The sequence below is a fragment of the Fodinicola feengrottensis genome, assembly GCF_039530045.1.
Lineage (GTDB): Bacteria > Actinomycetota > Actinomycetes > Mycobacteriales > HKI-0501 > Fodinicola > Fodinicola feengrottensis.
On record NZ_BAAANY010000010.1, the window covers coordinates 110,508 to 126,879 of the forward strand.

At 68.0% G+C, this 16,372-nt stretch carries 18 protein-coding genes and 2 pseudogenes; 9 read left to right on the plus strand and 11 right to left on the minus strand.

Annotated features, from left to right (window positions below; all coding sequences use genetic code 11):
- Positions 1 to 555: 555 nt before the first annotated feature.
- The 5 genes from ABD301_RS16770 to pyrH form a co-directional block, all read right to left on the minus strand.
- Positions 556 to 1,917, minus strand: coding sequence for a DivIVA domain-containing protein (locus tag ABD301_RS16770; RefSeq protein WP_344311222.1), 1,362 nt, complete (start codon positions 1,915 to 1,917; stop codon positions 556 to 558).
- 2 nt (positions 1,918 to 1,919) lie between these two features.
- Complete coding sequence (gene rlmN / locus ABD301_RS16775) at positions 1,920 to 3,032, minus strand: dual-specificity RNA methyltransferase RlmN (RefSeq protein WP_425551955.1); 1,113 nt, start codon at positions 3,030 to 3,032, stop codon at positions 1,920 to 1,922.
- Positions 3,033 to 3,281: 249 nt separating this feature from the next.
- Entirely contained in the window at positions 3,282 to 4,160 is an 879-nt protein-coding gene (locus tag ABD301_RS16780; protein ID WP_163571749.1) for a phosphatidate cytidylyltransferase, read from the minus strand.
- A 7-nt stretch (positions 4,161 to 4,167) separates the two neighbouring features.
- A complete protein-coding gene (gene frr, locus ABD301_RS16785) occupies positions 4,168 to 4,725 on the minus strand; it encodes a ribosome recycling factor (RefSeq protein WP_163571750.1) in 558 nt (185 codons plus the stop codon).
- A gap of 88 nt (positions 4,726 to 4,813) precedes the next feature.
- Positions 4,814 to 5,569: a UMP kinase gene (gene pyrH / locus ABD301_RS16790; RefSeq protein WP_163571751.1), complete on the minus strand. Its 756-nt coding sequence runs from the start codon at positions 5,567 to 5,569 to the stop codon at positions 4,814 to 4,816.
- Between the two features lie 165 nt (positions 5,570 to 5,734).
- Here pyrH and ABD301_RS16795 point away from each other — a divergent pair, with 165 nt between their 5' ends.
- Positions 5,735 to 6,331 carry an ArsR/SmtB family transcription factor gene (locus ABD301_RS16795; protein ID WP_344311224.1) on the plus strand — a complete coding sequence of 199 codons (597 nt, stop codon included), beginning with the start codon at positions 5,735 to 5,737 and terminating at the stop codon, positions 6,329 to 6,331.
- A 3-nt stretch (positions 6,332 to 6,334) separates the two neighbouring features.
- Positions 6,335 to 7,072, plus strand: a complete 738-nt coding sequence (locus ABD301_RS16800; protein ID WP_163571752.1) for an SRPBCC domain-containing protein — start codon at positions 6,335 to 6,337, stop codon at positions 7,070 to 7,072.
- A gap of 58 nt (positions 7,073 to 7,130) precedes the next feature.
- Here the strand turns inward: ABD301_RS16800 and tsf are convergent, their stop codons facing one another.
- From tsf to ABD301_RS16825, 5 genes are all read right to left on the minus strand, one after another.
- Positions 7,131 to 7,949 (minus strand): translation elongation factor Ts, encoded by an 819-nt coding sequence (tsf, locus tag ABD301_RS16805; RefSeq protein WP_344311225.1) that lies wholly within the window; start codon positions 7,947 to 7,949, stop codon positions 7,131 to 7,133.
- 148 nt (positions 7,950 to 8,097) lie between these two features.
- Complete coding sequence (gene rpsB, locus ABD301_RS16810; protein ID WP_344311226.1) at positions 8,098 to 9,003, minus strand: 30S ribosomal protein S2; 906 nt, start codon at positions 9,001 to 9,003, stop codon at positions 8,098 to 8,100.
- Positions 9,004 to 9,264: 261 nt separating this feature from the next.
- The gene (locus tag ABD301_RS16815) at positions 9,265 to 9,978 is read right to left on the minus strand and encodes a hypothetical protein (protein ID WP_344311227.1); all 714 of its coding nucleotides are present in this window, start codon (positions 9,976 to 9,978) and stop codon (positions 9,265 to 9,267) included.
- A gap of 83 nt (positions 9,979 to 10,061) precedes the next feature.
- On the minus strand, positions 10,062 to 10,496 hold the full coding sequence (locus ABD301_RS16820; RefSeq protein WP_344311228.1) for an RpiB/LacA/LacB family sugar-phosphate isomerase: 435 nt from the start codon (positions 10,494 to 10,496) through the stop codon (positions 10,062 to 10,064).
- The gene (locus ABD301_RS16825; RefSeq protein WP_344311229.1) at positions 10,496 to 10,816 is read right to left on the minus strand and encodes a 2-hydroxymuconate tautomerase; all 321 of its coding nucleotides are present in this window, start codon (positions 10,814 to 10,816) and stop codon (positions 10,496 to 10,498) included. Before ABD301_RS16825 ends, ABD301_RS16820 begins: the two co-directional genes overlap by 1 nt.
- Between ABD301_RS16825 and ABD301_RS16830 the strand changes: the two genes are divergently transcribed.
- The 5 genes and pseudogenes from ABD301_RS16830 to ABD301_RS42455 form a co-directional block, all read left to right on the plus strand.
- Positions 10,751 to 11,506: a MerR family transcriptional regulator gene (locus tag ABD301_RS16830; protein WP_344311230.1), complete on the plus strand. Its 756-nt coding sequence runs from the start codon at positions 10,751 to 10,753 to the stop codon at positions 11,504 to 11,506. The genes ABD301_RS16825 and ABD301_RS16830 overlap by 66 nt on opposite strands.
- Positions 11,507 to 11,508: 2 nt before the next feature.
- Positions 11,509 to 12,132, plus strand: coding sequence for a hypothetical protein (locus ABD301_RS16835; RefSeq protein WP_163571756.1), 624 nt, complete (start codon positions 11,509 to 11,511; stop codon positions 12,130 to 12,132).
- 9 nt (positions 12,133 to 12,141) lie between these two features.
- Positions 12,142 to 13,365 carry a pyridoxal phosphate-dependent aminotransferase gene (locus ABD301_RS16840; protein ID WP_163571757.1) on the plus strand — a complete coding sequence of 408 codons (1,224 nt, stop codon included), beginning with the start codon at positions 12,142 to 12,144 and terminating at the stop codon, positions 13,363 to 13,365.
- 110 nt (positions 13,366 to 13,475) lie between these two features.
- A pseudogene (locus tag ABD301_RS42450) lies at positions 13,476 to 14,030 on the plus strand (M23 family metallopeptidase); the annotation flags it as partial.
- 84 nt (positions 14,031 to 14,114) lie between these two features.
- A pseudogene (locus ABD301_RS42455) lies at positions 14,115 to 14,453 on the plus strand (C40 family peptidase); the annotation flags it as partial.
- Positions 14,454 to 14,543: 90 nt separating this feature from the next.
- On the opposite strand, the gene ABD301_RS16850 reads toward ABD301_RS42455, so the two are convergent.
- Positions 14,544 to 15,131: a GNAT family N-acetyltransferase gene (locus tag ABD301_RS16850; RefSeq protein WP_163571758.1), complete on the minus strand. Its 588-nt coding sequence runs from the start codon at positions 15,129 to 15,131 to the stop codon at positions 14,544 to 14,546.
- A 149-nt stretch (positions 15,132 to 15,280) separates the two neighbouring features.
- Between ABD301_RS16850 and ABD301_RS16855 the strand changes: the two genes are divergently transcribed.
- Complete coding sequence (locus ABD301_RS16855) at positions 15,281 to 15,805, plus strand: DinB family protein (protein ID WP_344311233.1); 525 nt, start codon at positions 15,281 to 15,283, stop codon at positions 15,803 to 15,805.
- A gap of 10 nt (positions 15,806 to 15,815) precedes the next feature.
- Positions 15,816 to 16,358 carry an orotate phosphoribosyltransferase gene (pyrE, locus tag ABD301_RS16860; RefSeq protein WP_163571759.1) on the plus strand — a complete coding sequence of 181 codons (543 nt, stop codon included), beginning with the start codon at positions 15,816 to 15,818 and terminating at the stop codon, positions 16,356 to 16,358.
- Positions 16,359 to 16,372 lie beyond the last annotated feature (14 nt).

The following is a 16,372-nucleotide window of genomic DNA, read 5'->3' on the forward strand; positions in this document are numbered from 1 at the left end:
GTCGGGACGACAGTTGTTGATCTTGGTTAGTTTGCCTACCCAAAACGGACATCGGTCTGAAATGCCTGGTTTAGGTAGACCAACTAACCAAGATCAACAACGAATATCGCGGAGAGTATCCGAACTCGCGGGAGGTGGTGGCGCAGAGTAGCGAGGTCCGTGGAGGGGGTGGGGTCGCACGAGGGTCGATGAAGTGGGGTGCGGGGACGTGCTTTTTCGCGAGTGTGGGCTGCTTGTTCTCCCCGTCGGCGGGCGTAGCCCTGCACATTTCCTGACCCGGCGGCGGCAAACAAAAACCGGGCACCGCACCCAAGCTCCGCCGCCGGGCCAGGAAATGTGCTGCCCTTGGGCGCCGACGGGGAGAACAAGCAGCCCAACCACCCACCCAACGCGGCGACCGCACCCAAACCCGTTCTTCCTAGAGGCGCCCCCCGCAGGGCAGGTCTTGACCTTCGCTCTTGACCTTGAAGCCCTTGACCTTGAAGCCCTTGACCTTCGGACCTCAAGCCCTTGACCTTGAAGCCCTAGACCTTCGCCCTGGAACCCTGCGGGTGATCAGCCGCGGCGGCCGAAGAGGTCGCGGACCTCGCCGAGCGCGGCATCCACCTCGTCCTCGTAATAGCCGCCCTGCACCAGCTCGAAGTGCGGCACCAGGTCCTCCGCGTCGATCCGGCCGCCGGAGCGCCCGGTCACCAGCGCGCTGATGCCGTCGAACAGCCGGTCAACCTGGTCGACGTCGTAGCCCGACCCGAACCGGCGCTGCTTGAAGGTGGACCGGAGCTGGTCGACCTTCGCGGCGTCCTGCGGGGTGTACGAGTTCATGCCATATTGCGGCATCTCCGCGGTCATCTCGGACTTGCCGTGCCGACCCGGGTCCGGGCGGCCCGCCAATGGCACCTGCAGGGGCACCTCGGTGACCCGGTGCGGCTCGACCGGCGCCTGGTTCCACATCACCGTGGCGCCGGTGTCCCAGCTGCCCGGGTCATGACCAGCACCACCGCCACCACCGCCGGTCGGGTCCCAGTTGCGGGTGTCCCGGTCCAGCTGCGCGGCCCAGCTGTCCTCCTCCTGGGCGGACTGCGGAGTCCCATAGGTGGCCGCGGCCGGCATCGGCGGCGGAACCGCCGCCGCGCCGCCGCGATACGGCGCCGGAGTGGGCTCCTCGCGGTAGCCCTGGTCCTGGTAGGTCTGGCCCTGGTCGTACCCACCGCCGCCGCCGGCGTAGCCGCCCTGTTGCCGGTCGTCGAACTCGTCGCGGTAGCCGTCGTCCCGGGGGTCCCGGACGTTGCCGCGGCTCTGCTCTCGACCTTGCTCTCGGCCCTGGTCGGGGTAGTCGCGGTTGGCGTAGTCGTCGTAGGTGCCGTCGCGGAACTCCGACGGGGTGTCGAACTGATCGGTGTCCGGGCCTTGGTCGGGGTGCGGGCCTTGGTCGCCATATGGACTGGGGCGGACCGCCGGCACGTACTGCGTCGGCGCGTCGTCGCCGGACACGCCGATGCTCGTACGACCGGACCGGCCGGCGCGGGCCGGGCTCGGCACCCGGTTCGCAGCCACTGGCGCGGCCATCGGTGCCGCCACCGAGGCGGCGCCGCCGATCCCGCTGCCGGCCATCGCCCGGGCCGGTGCCGGCTCGCGCCGCTCCGACCGGGCGGGCGCGGCCACCGGCTGGTTGTCGAGCTCGTTCAGCTGGCGCTCCAGGCGGTCGAGGTGTTTGTCGACCTCCCACTCGTCATACCCGCCGAAACGCACCCTGAAGACCACGTTGTGGACTTCCTCAGAGGTGATCGGCGGGCCATCCGGGTTCCCCATCAGGGTGCTGTCCACCCGGTCCAGGAACTCGTCCACCTCGTCGACCTTGTAGCCCCGGCGCAGCGCACGTCGCCGGAACCGCTCACCCGGATCAGATCCCTGCACCACGCTCACACCTCCGCCGCGGCCAACTGCCCGCAAGCTCCGTCGATCTCCCGACCACGAGTGTCTCGTACCGTCGTGGAAACGCCGCTGGCACGCAACCTTCGGACAAACTCCCGCTCATCTCCCGCGCTGCTGGCCGACCACGCGCTGCCCGGTGTCGGGTTCAGCGGTATCAGGTTGACATGCGCGAGCTTCCCGGCCAACCGCCGGCCCAGTAAATCGGCCCGCCAGGGCTGGTCGTTCACCCCCGCGATCATCGCGTACTCGATGGAAATGCGCCTCCCTGTGGTCCGCGCATAGTCCCACGCGGCGGACAGCACCTCGTCCACCGGCCACCGCTGGTTGATCGGGACAAGCGTGTCGCGGAGCTCGTCGTCCGGCGCGTGCAGGCTCACCGCCAGCGTCACCGGCAATCCCTCGGCGGCCAGTTTGTGGATGGCCGGCACCACGCCGACCGTCGACACCGTCACCCCGCGGGCGCTGATGCCCAGCCCCTGCGGCACCGGTTCGGTCAGCCGCCGTACGGCCGAGATGACGCGCTGGTAGTTAGCCAGCGGCTCCCCCATGCCCATAAAGACCACGTTGGAGATCCGCCCCGGTCCACCCGGCACCTCACCGGCGGCCAGCGCACGAGCACCGGCCACCACCTGTTCGACGATCTCGCCGGTCGAGAGGTTCCGCTTCAGCCCACCCTGCCCGGTCGCGCAGAACGGACAGGCCATCCCGCAGCCGGCCTGGCTGGACACGCAGATGGTGACCCGTTCTGGATAGCGCATCAGGACGCTTTCGAAGAGCACACCGTCATGCGCCTTCCACAGCGTCTTGCGGGTCGTGCCGTCGTCGCAGGTGATGTTGCGGACCGTGGACAGCAACGGCGGCAGCAGCGCGGCACCGAGCTCGGTCCGGGCGTCCGCCGGAAGGTCGGTCATCGCCTGCGCGTCCTCGGTCAGCCGGCCGAAGTAGTGCCGGGAGAGCTGGTCGGCCCGGTACGCCGGGTGGCCGAGCTCAACGACCGCATCACGGCGGGCGGCGACGTCCAGGTCGGCGAGATGGCGGGGGGGCCGGACCGCACGCCGGCGGCCCGGCGCCGATCCGGCGGCCGGCTGGGCGGCCACCAGTGAATCTGGTCCGGATTCCGCCACGGCGTCGATCGAAGCGAGGTCAATCAGGGGCAGCGTTGTCATCGTGTGGCCTATTCTCCCATGGCCGCCCACGAGAAGTCGCCGGTATGTGGGTGAGCCGGATCATCCCCTGACAACCCTCGGTGCTGACCCGGTCGCTTACGGCATTGGAGTTTACTCGGTTCGCACGACAAGATCACCGGCAGTACGCAAGGAAAGCGATAAGGCGACTTATCGGGGCACTTGTTACGAGGGTGGCGCAAACGTCGACAAGAGGACATACGCCACCGGTGCCGCGACCAGCACCGAGTCGAGCCGGTCCATGAACCCGCCGTGACCGGGAAGCAGGCTGCCCATGTCCTTGATGCCCAGGTCACGCTTGAGCATGGACTCGGCAAGATCACCCAGCGTGGCGGCGATCGCGATCGCGACCCCGTAAATGACCCCGAACCACCACGGCCGGTCGAAGAAAAACCGAAGGAAAAGTGCCCCCGCAATGGCACAAACCAGGAGCGAACCGCTCAGGCCTTCCCAGGTCTTGCCGGGACTGGCCAACGGGGCCATCTTGTGTCGGCCGAACAATACGCCGAACGCATATGCGGCTGTGTCACTGCAGACGACGGTGGCCATGAAGGCGATCACCCGAAGCTGGCCGTCGTCCGGTACGAGTAAAAGGACGGTGAAGCCGGCCATCAACGGCACGTATGCGGCGATCAGCGCGGCCGACGTGACATCGCGCTGGTAGCCGACCGGACCGTCGCCGAGCCGCCACAGCATCACCGCGATGATCGTGAGAACGAACCCGACCGCGAGCATCGACGCCCCCGCGAACCACCCAAGCGCCGTCATGCCGACGCCGCCGGCGATCAACGGAACCAGTGGCGGCCGGGCCTCCAGCGGGCGTACGGCCCGGACCATCTCGACGGTCGCCAGCACCACCGCGACGGCGACCACGATGGCGAAGACCGGGCGATAGATGAGCAGCGAGGCCAGCACCAGCGCGCCGAGGCCACAGCCGACGGCGATCGCGACCGGCAGGTTGCGGCCGGCCTTGGGAGCGCTGGGCTGGCGCTCGCGAGAGGCCCGGTGCCGACCTCTGCCAGCCGCTTCGGGATCCGCCGTCATAAGGTCATTAGACCTCAAGCAACTCGGTTTCCTTGTGCTTCATCAGGTCGTCGATGGCCGCTACATACTTGTGGGTGGTCGCCTCGAGCTCCTTCTCGGCCCGGTTGACCTCGTCCTCGCCGGCCTCGCCGTCCTTGTTGATCCGGTCCAGCTCTTCCTTGGCCTTGCGCCGGACGTTGCGGATCGAGACCTTGGCGTCCTCGCCCTTGTGCCGCGCCACCTTGACCATTTCGCGGCGACGCTCCTCGGTCAGCTGCGGGAAGACGCAGCGCAGCACGTTGCCGTCATTGCTCGGGTTGACCCCGAGGTCCGAATCCCGGATCGCCTTCTCCAGGGCCGCGATCTGGGACTGGTCGTACGGCTTGACCACGGCCATCCGCGGCTCCGGAACGCTGATCGAGGCGAGCTGCGACAAGGGCGTCATCGAGCCGTAGTAGTCGACCATGACCTTGTTGAACATCGACGGGGCCGCCCGGCCCGTACGCACCGAGCCGAGGTCGTCCTTGGCGACCTCGACGGCTTTCTCCATTTTCTCTTCAGCCTCGAAGAGTGTCTCGTCGATCACGTTCGGTCGCCTCCTGAATGCGGGTCTGGCACGCTGCCCACCCCGTCAAGGTATCGGTCTGCCCGGGTGCGTACAGCCGTCTTAAAGCTTATCGATTGGTCAGCAGGGTGCCGATCTTCTCCCCCGCGATGACCCGCCCGATATTGCCCTCGGTGAGCAGGTCGAAGACGACCATCGGCAGGTCGTTGTCCATGCAGAGGCTGATCGCGGCCGCGTCGGCGACCCCGAGGCCCTTGCTCAGCGCCTCGCCGAAGCTGAGCTCCTCGTACCGCTTCGCGTCCGGGTTCTTGGCCGGATCCGAGTCGTACACGCCGTCGACCTTGGTGGCCTTGAGTACGACGTCGGCGCCGATCTCCAGCGCACGCTGGGCGGCGACCGTGTCGGTGGTGAAATACGGCATGCCGGCGCCGGCGCCGAAGATCACGATGCGACCCTTCTCCAGGTGCCGCATCGCCTTGCGCGGAATGTACGGCTCGGCGACCTGGCCCATCGTGATGGCGGTCTGCACTCGCGTCTCCACGCCCTGCTTCTCCAGGAAGTCCTGCAGGGCGAGACAGTTCATGACCGTACCGAGGATGCCCATGTAGTCGGCCCTGGCCCGGTCCATGCCGTGGTGCGACAGCTCCTCGCCGCGGAAGAAGTTGCCGCCGCCGACCACCAGCGCGAGTTGGACACCGCTGCGCGCCACCTCGGCGATCTGCCGAGCGATCGTCTGCACCACGTCCGGGTCGACACCGACCTCACCGCCACCGAAGACCTCACCGGAGAGCTTGAGCAACACCCGCTTCCAGCTCTGCCGGAGGTCGACGGCAGGAGGTGAGGAATCGGCGGCAGTCGGGGTCATGAACGTCAAATCCCTCTCATCGGTGGTCGAACATCGGACGCAAATCTATCGGGCCGGGCGCTCGGGCCGGACAGCGCCTGCTGTGGTGCACCCGTTCCCAAACAACCCTGACTGGACAGTCCGCACCTTCTTGACAAGATATGTTGTCGGTGCGAGGCTGGGCGCATGTTGGAAGTAGCGGTAATCGACGACCCGGCGGTGGCCGAGGTCTCACTGGACCCGATGCGGGTCCAGCTGCTCGCGGCGCTGACCGAGCCGAGCTCGGCGGCGACCCTCGCGGCCCGCGTCGGGCTGGCCCGACAGAAGGTCAACTATCACCTGCGGGAGCTGGAAAAACACGGTCTTGTCGAGCTGGTGGAAGAGCGCCGCAAGGGGAATATGTACGAGCGGCTGATGCAGGCCACCGCGGCTTCGTACGTGATCTCCCCGAACGCCCTCGCGGCGGTCGAGCCGGACCCGGCCCGGGCGCCGGACCGGCTGTCGGCGCGCTGGCTGCTGGCCGTCGCGGCCCGGCTGGTCCGCGATGTCGGCGACCTGATCACCGGCTCCACCAAGGCCGGCAAGCCGCTGGCGACCTTCGCCATGGACGGCGAGGTGCGGTTCGCGTCGGCGGCCGATCGGGCCGCTTTCGCTGAGGAGCTCGCGGCCGCGGTGGCCGCGCTGGTGAGCAGGTACCACGACGAGAAAGCCGAGCGCGGCCGCGACCACCATCTTGTGGTGGCGATTCATCCCAGCGTCAAAGCCAAACCGAAGGAGCGGTGACCGGTGTCCCGGGATTTTGAGATCAACAAGGAAGTCGAACTGCCGGCCGAGCCGGAGCTGGTGTGGGACGCGATCGCCACCGGACCGGGGATGTCGTCGTGGTTCATGGGTCCGCACGAGATCGATCCGGCTGTCGGCGGCAAGATCAAGCTGACCATCGGCGACTTTTCCGAGCAGTCCACGATCACCGCGTGGGATCCCCCCAAACACCTCGCATACGAGACCACGACCGGCGATGACGGCAGCTTCCACGCGATGGAATATCTGTTGGAGGCCAAAGACGGCGGCAGCACCGTGCTCCGCTTCGTCCACAGTGGACGGATCGGGCCGGAATGGGGCGACGAGTACGTGGACATGACCACGTCCGGTTGGGACTTCTACCTGCACACCCTGGGTCAGTACGTACGGTACTTCGCCGGCCGCCCAGGCACGTACGTCTACGCACAGCTGCCAAAAGCACCCGACGGCACCGATCCGTGGTCGCTGCTGGTCGACGGTCTCGGGCTGACCGAGCCGCTGCGGGTCGGCGACCCGGTCCGGATGGCGGTGGACGGCCTCGATCCGATCGACGGCGTGGTCGACTACACGATCCCCCAGGTGCGGGAGGTGCTGGGGATTCGCGGCAAGGACGCGCTTTACCGCTTTCACAGCTCCGGCGCGATCGGCCACCACTGTTTCGGTGCCGACGCCGAAAAAGCGACAAAGGCCTGGCAGGACACGCTAAATCGCGTCTATCGCTGAGAAAACACAAAACGGCCGCCGCACCGAGGAAAATCAGTGCGGCGGCCGTTGCGTACGATCAGGCCTGGCCGGCCTCGAAGCGGGCGAACCGGGTGACGGTCAAACCGGCCTCCTCGGCCACCTGCTTGACGGTCTTCTTCTGGTCCCGCGCGAAAGACTGCTCCAGCAGGACGACCTCTTTGTAGAAGCCGGTGACGCGACCTTCGACGATCTTGGGCAGCGCGCCTTCGGGCTTGCCCTCCTCGCGGGCGGTCGCCTCGGCGATCCGCCGCTCGCTCTCGACCAGGTCGGCGGGGATCTCGTCGCGGGTGACAAAACGCGGGCGCATCGCGGCGATGTGCATCGCGATGCTGCGGGCGGTCTCGGCGTCGTCGCCGGTGAACTCGATCAGCACACCCACCTGCGGCGGCAGGTCGCTGTTGCGGCGGTGCAAATACGCGGCGACCTTGCCGTCGAAGACGGCAAGCTTGGCCAGCTCCAGCTTCTCACCGATGGTGGCGGCGGCGGAGTCGATCTCGGCGGCCACGGTCTTGCCGTCGGACAGCTCCAGGGCCAGCAGCGCCGGCAGGTCGGCGGGCTTGCCCGCCCACGCGACACCCGCGATGTCAGCGGCCATCTGCTGGAACTGCTCGTTCTTGGCCACGAAGTCGGTCTCGCAGGCGAGCTGGATCATCGCGCCGTCGACCGCCGCGACCAGGCCGTTGCCGGCGGTCCGCTCGGCCCGCTTGGCCACCTTCGCCGCACCCTTGACGCGCAGTAGCTCGATGCCCTTGTCGAAGTCGCCGTCGACCTCTTCCAGGGCGCGCTTGGCGTCCATCATGCCGGCACCGGTGGCGTCCCGGAGCTTCTTCACGTCAGCGGCGGTAAAGTTCGCCATCTCGTTTCTCTCTCATTTCGAGGATTTGTCTAAAGGTGTTCGCCGGAAAGCCGGCCTCCACGGCCCCGCCCGTACGACCCCCGCCGGCCATCGCTGGCCGGCGGGATGCCGTACGAAGCCGCAGGACAGCCGGCAAACTGCGGGTGGATCAGGAGTTGTCGGCACCGACCGACGCGCTGGCCGGCTCCGGGACAACGGCCTCAGCCGGGGCTTCCACCGCGGCGGCAGGAGCGTCGGCGGCGGCTGCCTCAGCGGCCTTGGCCTCGCTGCCTTCCAGCACGGCCCGCTCCCACTCCGGCATCGGCTCGTCCACGCCGACCACACCGGGCTCGGGCTTGTCCTGGCCCTCCGGGGCACCGGACCGGCCGGCACGGGCGATCAGGCCCTCGGCGACGGCGTCGGCGATCACCCGGGTGAGCAGCGCGGCCGAACGGATCGCGTCGTCGTTGCCCGGGATCTTGTAGTCGACCTCATCCGGGTCACAGTTGGTGTCCAGGATGGCCACCACCGGGATGCCCAGCTTGCGGGCCTCGTCGACGGCGATGTGCTCCTTCTTGGTGTCCACGATCCAGACCGCTGACGGAACGCGGCTCATGTCACGCAGGCCACCGAGGGTGCGGGCCAGCTTGATCCGCTCCCGGGACAGGACCAGGGCTTCCTTTTTCGTCAGCACGTTCTCGCCACCGGTCTGCTCGATCATCTCGAGCTCCTTGAGACGGAGCAACCTCTTGTGCACGGTCTGGAAGTTGGTGAGCATGCCACCCAGCCAGCGCTGGTTCACATACGGCATGTTGACCCGCTGGGCCTGCTCGGAGACCGCTTCCTGGGCCTGCTTTTTGGTGCCTACGAACAGGATCGTGCCGCCGTGCGCCACGGTCTCCTTGACGAACTCGAACGCGCTGTCGATGTACGTCAGGGTCTGCTGCAGGTCGATGATGTAGATGCCGTTGCGCTCGGTCAGGATGAAGCGCTTCATCTTCGGGTTCCAGCGCCTGGTCTGGTGCCCGAAGTGAACCCCGCTTTCCAGCAGGTTTCGCATGGTGACGACGGCCACTGTGGCACGCCTCCCTTTCGCCTCGCGCGGCCCACTTGCGGGTGGTCCGCGCTGCTCGGTTGCCGCGGGCCACCGGGTGGTGCCCGCCCTGGCGTCCCAGCGACGAGACGAACCATCCGTAGCTGCGGAATGGACCGAGGCCTCGGCGCTGCCGGAGTCCACCTGGGGCGGTGCCGGCGAAGGACGCGCGTAGTCAGCCCGCGCATACGGGCTGCATTAACAGTCTACGCGCTCCCCCGATCGCCTTCCGGCGGCAGGGCCTCAGGCTGCGATTGCGGCGAAAAGCATGAGCAGCACGCCCACGATGACGAAGACCAGCGGCGGGCTGAGCAGCCGCTGCACAGCCGACTGCTCGCTCGTACGACGAAGCAGCACCGAGGCAAGACCGCCGGCGAGTGCGGCCGTACCAGCCAACAGCAGCGACCCGGCGATCACCCCCGACCCGTCCGCGGCCGGCAGGTGACCGGCCGCCCGCCAGGCCAGCAGGCCGGCCGGGATACCGATCAGCAGCAACGCCACCGCGAGCCCGGCGACACCGGCGATGGTGCCGGCACCGATCGCGCTCGCCGGCCGCGCCGGCCTCGGCATCTGTAGCTGGCCCGGTGGCTGGTTTTGCTGAGGATTCTGCTGGGGAGGCTGTTGGGGAGGCGGCTGGTTGGCCGCTGGCGCAATGATCTGCGGCGGCAGCGGCCCAGGTGGGGGCTGTGTCGCGGCCGGCTGGGTCTGGTCGTTTTGCTGTTGGTACGCCGGATGGGCGCCGTACCCGGCCGAGTCGGCCGGCTGGCTGACCGACCCGCTGCTGTAGACGGTGCCGCCGGCCGACGCCGCCCGACGGGCCGCCTCGGCCGCCGGATCGGTGTTCGGCAGCTGGCGGGTCTGGTCGTTCAGATCGTCCCGAGGAGTCCAGTCCGGCGAGTAACTCATGCCCCCATCCAAGCGCACCGAGCCACCCGCCGCCGCCGGATCCAGCCGCACGCGATCTCCATCACCTCCCCGAACTCGACGTTCTCGCTGGCAACACGCCGGGGTTGACCGCGGAAACGTCGCGTTCGCGGAGGTCAGATCTGGGTGAGATGGGCGATGTTGGCCTGGTCGGTGGGCTCGGGGCTGGGGACGGCGGCGAACCAGGCGCGCAGGATCTCGTCGAGCTGGGCGGCGGAGGTGAGGCGCAGGCTGAGGGCTAGCACGTTCGCGTCGTTCCAGACCCGGGCGCCGCGAGCCGTCTCCGCGTCGGTGCACAGGGCCGCTCGTACGCCGGCGACCTTGTTGGCCGCGATGGACGCGCCCGTACCGGTCCAGCAGCACACCACCGCCTGGTCGCTGCGCCCGTCGGCCACGTCCCGCGCGGCTGCCTCGCTCGCCCATGCCCAGTCGGTTCGTTCTCTCTGAGCCAGGGCGCCGTGCGTGGTTACTTGATGGCCGTGCTCTTGGAGGAGTCGTACGACATCGCTGGCGACACCGGTGTTCTCGTCCGCGGAGACGGAGATCCGCATCAGGAATCCAGTTTTCCGCCGACGGCCCAGTGTTCGTGGGCCACCTCGGTGATGATCACCGTCACGCTCGCGGGCGACTGGCCCGGTCGCCCGCAGGTCTCCAGAAACGCGTCGGTGACCTTTTGCGCCATCGCCGCCTTCTGCTCGGCCGTACGCCCGGGAAACATCTGCACATTAATGATCGGCATGGTCTCGACCCTATCTTTTGACGTTGGGGTTGACCTTGTCGCTACGACAAGGTTTTTACTGTGGGCATGACACTCCTGCGGATTGGTGAGGTGGCCCGGATCGCCGGCATCTCGACGCGGGCGGTACGCCATTACCACTGGATAGGGCTGTTGCCGGAACCGGCGCGGCGGTCGAACGGCTATCGCGGGTATGAGATGGCCGACGTCGTCCGGGTGCTGCGCGTACGCAGGCTCGCTGACCTGGGGCTGAGCCTGGACGAGGTGGCCGATGCGCTGGCCGACGACCAGGGCCGGGAGCTGCGCGAGATCGTCGTGGAGATCGCCGCCGACCTGGCCGAACAGGAAGCCCGGATCCGCGCCCAGCGGGAGCGGCTACTGGAACTGGCGACCCGGGAGGGCGATCTGACCTTGTCCGCCGAGCTTGCCGAGGTCTTGGCCCACTGGGAGAAGCGGGCCGGGGACCATCCAGCGTACGAACGGGAGCGCCGGATCGCCGAGATGATCGGCGCCGCGCCGGGCGGCGAGGTGGTCGCCTCTGCGTATCAGGCGGTGCTGGACGACGACGAGATCACCGAGCGCGGACTGGCGGTGGCACGGCGTTTTGAAAAGCTCACCGAACGGGACGCGGGCCGGCCGGTCATCGACGAGGTGGCCGCCGAGCTGATCGCGTACGCCCAGGACGTACGCACCAAGGTGCTGACAGCCGCGAACGCGCCAACCGTGGACTCCGACCTGTTCCTGCGGGCGGTCGGCTCGGACCTGAATTCCGCCCAGCGACAGTGCTTCGGCCTGCTGACCGACGAGATCCAGAAATGGGGGTAGGCATGCGAAAACTCCTGCCGCTGCTCTTTCCGGCGGAGCCACGGCTCTTCGCCGCTCTCGGTCGCTGGATCGCCCGCCGGCCGGACCACCGCGGCGGCACCGCCTTCGACTATCCGCGGACCGACACCATGCTCTTCTGGACGATCGTCGTGCTCTGCGTGGTGGAGGGCGGTGCCGTGGAGTTCGTGCTGGCCCTGCTGCGCGTACCAATCGGCTGGGAGGTCGCCAGCATCGTGCTGCACGTCTACGCGGTCTTCTGGATCCTCGGGATGATGGCCAGCTTCGCCGTCAAACCGCATCTGCTGACCGGCGATGCGATCGTCGTTCGCGACGGGGTGTCTACCGAGCTCCGGTTCGGCTACGACACGGTCCGGGCGGCGGTGGTCGAACGGAAGCGGTCGGAAGGTTTCGGTGGTCGTACGGGCCTGAAAGTCGGCAAGGACGGAGTGGCTCTGCTGGCGTACGGGGACGCGACCGTCCGCATCGACTTCCACCCGGACGCGCTGATCTCCCGCAACGGCCAGCCGCTGCCCAGCCCGTACAAGAGCCTGCGGATCAGCGTCGCCGACGCGGCCCGATTCGTCCGTACGATCCACTCTCGACTGCCCACCATGGCCGCGTCTTAAGCTCTTCGCATGGCGATGGCAGGGCTTGTGACGCGTATGCAGGAATTCGGCACCACGATCTTCGCGGAGATGTCCGCGCTGGCGGTGCGGACCGGGGCGATCAACCTTGGCCAGGGTTTCCCGGACACCGACGGCCCGGCCGAGGTGATCGAGGCGGCCGTCGAGGCCTTGCGTACCGGCCAGAACCAGTATCCGCCGGGGCCTGGCATCGCGGCCCTGCGGCAGGCGATCGCGCGCCACCAGCGGCACTGGTACGGGCTGGATTACGACCCGGACAGCGAAGTCATGGTCACCGCCGGCGCCACCGAGGCGATCACCGCGGCGATCCTGGCGCTCTGCGAACCTGGCGACGAGGTGCTCTGCCTGGAGCCTTATTACGACTCGTACGCGGCCTGCATCGCGCTCGCCCAGGCTGTCCGCAAGCCAGTTTTGTTGCACGCGCCCACAGAACCCGGCGGCCGATTCACCTTCGACCCGGCGCAGCTGCGGGCCGCCATCACCCCGAAAACCAAGGTGCTGCTGCTGAATTCCCCGCACAACCCAACCGGTTTCGTGGCCACCCGCGAAGAACTCGCCGCCATTGCCCAGATCTGCGTCGACCACGACCTGGTGGCGATCACCGACGAGGTCTACGAGCACCTGGTTTTCACTGACGCGGCCGCATATAAAAACGATCCGGCAGTCGAGAGTGTCCGAAGTGGACACATCCCGCTGGCGACTTTTCCCGGCATGCGCGAGCGTACGATCCAGATCTCCTCGGTCGGTAAGACGTTCTCCTTCACCGGCTGGAAAGTCGGCTGGGTGTGCGCCCGACCGGAGCTGGTTTCCGCGGTCACCAAGGTAAAACAATTCATGACGTACGTGAACGCGGCGCCTTTGCAGCCGGCCGTCGCGGTCGCACTCAACCTGGATGCCAGCTATTACCCGGATTTCGCCGCCGGCATGCAGTCCCGCAGGGATCTGCTGCGCACTGGCCTCGCCGACGCCGGACTCACGGTTCTGCGTACCGAGGGCACGTATTTCGTCACCTGTGACGTGTCCAGCCTCGGTGTCACCGACGGCCTCGAATTCTGCCGGGCGATGCCCGAGCGATGCGGGGTGGTCGCCATCCCGAGCCAGGTCTTCTATGACCACCAGGACGAAGCCCGGCACCTCGTCCGGTTCGCGTTCTGCAAGCGGCCGGAGGTGCTCACCGAGGCGGCCAAGCGGCTGGCCAAGCTCAAGACCGGTTAACGACATACCACATCGGGCGGCCCGCTCGGCGTTATCCACAGTGCGACCTGTCGTCCACAGATTCGCGATCGCGGCCGCCACCCCGGCCCCGGCGGCGGCAGCCTGGTCACATGCGCTGCCTCGACCCGCGATCGCTCAGACCCATCGCCCTGCTGGCCGGTGAGCTGCTGGCTGTGCTGCTCGCCACCCACCTGGTCGCCGGGCTGCTATGGCCCGCCGGCGCGAGTGCCGACACCGTCCCGCCACCGACGCCACCAACGCTGGTCTGGCCGCTGGACGGCGTGCCGCCGGTGGTCCGCGGCTTCGATCCGCCGGCCGGTCCGTACTCACCTGGTCACCGCGGTGTCGACCTGGCCGCGCCGGCCGGCGCGCCGGTCCGGGCGGCCGGCTCGGGCCGGGTCGTCTATGCCGGTGACCTCGCCGGCCGACCGGTGGTGTCGATCGAACACTCCGGCGGCCTGCGCACCACATATGAGCCGGTCCGGCCGATCGTGCACCGTGGCGACGCGGTGACGTACGGGACGCTGATCGGCACCCTGATCGGCGGCCATCCGGGCTGCCCGATGGCCGCCTGCCTGCACTGGGGCGCACTGCTGAACGGGCAGTATGTCGACCCGCTCACCCTGCTGGCCGGCCTCGGTGGGCCGGTCCGGCTGCTGCCGCTGGACGGCCACGGCCGACGCTCCGGTGGATCGGCCCGCGGGTTGGCGGTAGTGCTCGCCGCCCGGCGCTGGCTCGGCACCCCGTATGTGTTCGCCGGCGGCGACGCGCGCGGGCCAACCACTGGTACCGAACCGGGCATCGGCTTTGACTGCAGCGGACTGACGCTTTACGCCTGGGCACAGGTCGGTGTCAGCCTGCCGCATACCGCCAGCGGTCAGCACCGGCTCGGCCAGCCGGTGCCACCTGGCCGGGAACAGCCCGGTGACCTGGTGTTCTTCCACACCAGTGGCGACCAACCCGACTACTACCACCACGTCGGCATAGCCCTCGGCGGTGGCTTGATGATCGACGCGCCACACTCCGGAGCGGTGGTCCGGATCGAGCAGATCTGGCCCGCCGAATACGCCGGCGCCCGGAGATATTGATGAGTCGGCAGCGAAACTGGAGGTTCTCAAAGAGATGACCAGCGCAGCCACGCCGGCAGTGAATTTTGTCGACGAAGGATGCCTTGGGTTTTAGTCGGGCGTGCTCGGGGCTACGTCGCGCATCATCACGCAGTTGCCCTGGCCCTTGGGTCGGTCGTAGCTGAAGCCCGCACGCTCGTACATCGCGCGGGTGCCGTTATAGAGGAACGACGAGTTCTTCTTCCGGACCCCGCCGGTGTCGTGCGGGTAGCCCTCGACCAGACCACCGCCGGCCGACGCGATCAGCTCGACAGCGCCGCGTAGGGCGATCGCCGCCAGGCCGTGACCGCGACGGCCTCGCTCGACCAGGATGCAGGTAACCCGGTAGTCGGGCAGTCGCTCGGCAGTGGCGAGGTACTCCTTGCGGTGATGGATGCTCGGCAGCTCCTCAGGTGATCCGTACTCCGCCCAGGCGACGGCCCGGTCGCCGTCGTAGACCAGCGCCGCGTGCGCGACCCCGTCAGCCACCAGACGTTGCTTCAGCGCCCGGTTCTCCCCGGCGCTATCGCCTTTCTCCGCGCAGTCGGGATGGAACTTCGTGCACCAGCAGCCAGCGAACATCCCCCCGTTCCGCTCGACGAGAGCGGCGAAGTCGCCGAACGTCTCCGGCGTAAGCGCCTTGATCATGAAGTCGGACATGCCCGCAACGTACCCCGGGTCGCGGAAATTTTGGTCCGGTAGCTCACCGACGACCGGTCGCCGGGACCATTCCGTACATGTTCACCCCTGCCCAGGCGTGATGTTTGCCGTCCACACACAGAAACAGCCGAGGCCGTACGGTGATGGGCATGGCGGACGCGGCTGGCAGGGTGCCTTTGGTGTTGGACGGTCCCGATGTCCGGGAGGCCGATCCGTACGAGCTGCTGGTGGGCTATCTGGACTGGTATCGCGAGACGCTCACCCGAAAGCTGGCCGGCCTCTCGGACACCCAGCTCCGCACGCCGGTGGAGCCGTTCGGCTGGGCGCCGCTCGGGCTCGTCAGACATCTGGGCTGGGTCGAGCGGCGATGGCTGCGGTGGGGTTTCGCCGCGCAGGACGTGGTGGCGTATCCGCCCGGCGGCGACCCGCAGGAATGGTCGGTCGTCGGGCACGATGACGTGTGGGCCGGTTATCTTTCCGAGGTGCGGCAAGGAAAAGTTATCGTCGCCGACGCTCGGTTGACTGATGTTTCTCAGGTCGGTGGACGCTTCAAGACCGAGGCCGACGCACCGACACTGGGCCGGATCCTGTTCCATCTCCTGCAGGAGTATGCGCGGCACATGGGCCAGCTGGATGTCGTCCGCGAGCTGCTGGACGGCAGCACCGGCGAGTGATGGGAGACAGATGCACATCGAGGACCTGACCGATCTGGCCCGTGCGGTGGACGAGCGCTGCCGGCTGAGCGGCCAGTTCACCCTGCGCTCGGGTCGCACGGCCACCGAGTATTTCGACAAGTATCTCTTCGAGGCCGATCCGGTGCTGGTCAGCCGGGTCGCGGCCGCAATGGTGCCGCTGGTACCAGCCGGCACCGACCTGCTCGGCGGCCTGGAATTGGGCGGAATCCCGCTGGTGACGCTGCTCAGCCAGGCGACCGGCATCCCCGCGCTGTTCGTACGGAAGGAGCCCAAGCCATACGGGACTCGGCGGGCCGCCGAGGGCGGCGACTGCGCCGGGCGGACAGTCACGCTGGTGGAGGATGTGATCACCACCGGCGGAGCGGTGGTGAACGCGGCGCGCCTGCTGCGTGCGGCTGGTGCGACCGTGACCACGGTCGTCTGTGCCCTCGATCGGGAGGAGCCGGTGGACAGCCTGCTGACGCCGGCCGGCATCGAAGTACGGCCGGCGCTGACCCGAACGATGCTGGACAAGGGCCGCTCAGCGGGCTGATCCGCGGCCGATTA